2 protein-coding genes are annotated in these 2,085 nt (G+C 43.2%); both read right to left on the bottom strand.

The annotated features are described in order from the left end of the window. Positions 1 to 140: 140 nt before the first annotated feature. A complete protein-coding gene (locus ACP45E_RS17520; protein WP_017033119.1) occupies positions 141 to 692 on the bottom strand; it encodes an ECF-type sigma factor in 552 nt (183 codons plus the stop codon). 7 nt (positions 693 to 699) lie between these two features. Next, positions 700 to 2,085, bottom strand: a 1,386-nt coding sequence (locus ACP45E_RS17515) for a hypothetical protein (RefSeq protein ID WP_069585342.1), incomplete at its 5' end; no start/stop codon positions are given.

The raw sequence follows: 2,085 nt of genomic DNA, 5'->3' as shown, positions 1-2,085 counted from the left end.
TATTGATACTGCGTTAGAGGCGTCATGATAGTACTAGGTCGCTAGGTCTAAAAAATCCTGAAAAAGAGCAGTGAGTTCACCGCTCTTTCTATGAGTCGTTGCTTGGGTTGAAAATACAGATTAGGTCTGGTGAGTCAGAGCTACGAGCAATGTACTCGTAACCAACTTTTTGAAAAACTGAGATCTTTTTCAATTTTACTGGCGCTGCTTTGTAAGAGAGTGCTTATCTCTTTGACGCTCATTCCTAGAAAGTACTTAAGCTTAACTACCTCTCCTTGGGCTGGGTATTTTCTACAAAATGAATCGATAATCTGATTGATTTCAATGATATTGTTCAAGTCTTTAGGCCGTTCGCTAATGGTTATCTCTTGGCGCTTCTGGGCTCCAAAGTATCTTGCCTGATCCACAAGTATTTGCCGGATGACTTTACTTACCAGCAGGTAGAACTGCTTTCTATTGCCCACATCACAATCAGAATACTGACTGAGTTTTACATAAGCCTCATTGATGAGCGCGGTGGTGTTGTTCGAAAGCTCGTTGAATACTGGATTGTGCTCACCAAATTTTTGTGAGCTACGTAATCTTTCTTGTTGAGCAATCACTTTTAGGTGTTCGTAAGCGTAAAGATAGAGTTGTTGCTCCACTTCTTTCTCACCAGATTGCCATCTCAGAATTAGGTCGGTTAAGTCCATGTGTGTCTCACAGTTTGGTCAGTTCGGACACCTGAGAGGTGCGGAGTGACTGATCTTTCTCATCTAAGATTTGTTGATAACGGTAGAGGATGCCGTTATTTAGGCTGTCACTCACGGGCAGGTATTCCCACGTTGTGTAGTGTTGAGTTTGGTTGCTATCTTTCCATGCTACAGGGATATTTAGGTGATAAAAGTAAAGGTCTTTAGCACTACTTTGAAGCCACCACATGTCCCCAAATTCTACACTGGCATTCTTGAAACCTGCACTGTTACGAGCTCTACAATGCGAGTCTGAGAATGGCGTAGCCCAAACCTGTCCTTGTTTAATGTCAAGGCAGCGATAGCTTACCCCCTCTTTGTTTATCTGTTTTTCTTGCCATTGCCCTTCAAATGACAGGGGCGTGACATCACGACTGGCAAAGGTAAACCAGATGAACTCAGCATTATTTGGGCCATCTACTTTTTCGTGTTGGCCCAATCCTTGTTTTTTATTGAGAACGATTTGTGTGCTTGGGTTGAAAGTCATCGCATTAGCTCGATATTTATAGCTGTTGCCAGAATCGTACTCTTCTACCACATAGCCACTTAGGTTAGTACGAGTGCAGCCTTTAAGAGCACACGCAAACAAACCGGACCATCCCTCAAAACTGGAGACTTCATGGAACTCTTCTTCGGTTCTTTTTGCCCTTAAATCAACATCACAGCTTGCAATGACGCCATCTTTACTGCCGTATCGATCGCCATTATCAGGGTACTCAAATATGCCTTTATTGGTGATTTTATACGTCGTACTGCCCACAGGGCCGACATAGCTCGGATTATCGATTTCATCGACATTGTAGAAACACAAGTGGCCTTGATAGTCGCGAGTTTTGATTAAGATATCTCGTAGCTCTGTATCACGAGGAGCATAGACGATTTCATCTGACGAAAGGGATTGTTTGATGTATTGGTAACTTGACTGTAAATGAGCAGCGGCTTCTCCTACGGAAGGGATCTCAATATCATAGCGTTGAGCCAGTGTATCCAATTCGATTAAATTGAGTTCACCTAGAAAATCTTGAACCGCAGGTTGCGAAATTTTAGCTTGGTTAACGGTTAGGATATTGTCGCTTTTATTGAAATCACTCATGGCTAACAACAAACGAGTCATATTGATTGTACGCGTAGGCGTGACAGTCATTGAGTTGGGGGAAACCCATTTTTCAGCGGATACGGAAGCTAAGTGGAATGCACTTGGGCCCTCACCAAGATAGAAATCCACGACATCGCCGTGTGAAAATTGATAAGCGCCTTGATCCGTTTGTCCTTCTATTCCTGAACTGGTGACGTATTGAATACCAGTAATGGGTGCGTCAATAAAAAAACCGGTTTGAGCGGCGGCCATAGCCTG

It is taken from the genome of Vibrio genomosp. F10 str. 9ZD137, from assembly GCF_049974785.1.
GTDB lineage: Bacteria > Pseudomonadota > Gammaproteobacteria > Enterobacterales > Vibrionaceae > Vibrio.
The sequence above is the reverse complement of the archived record's forward strand: the minus strand, read 5'-3'. Positions and strand labels throughout refer to the sequence as shown.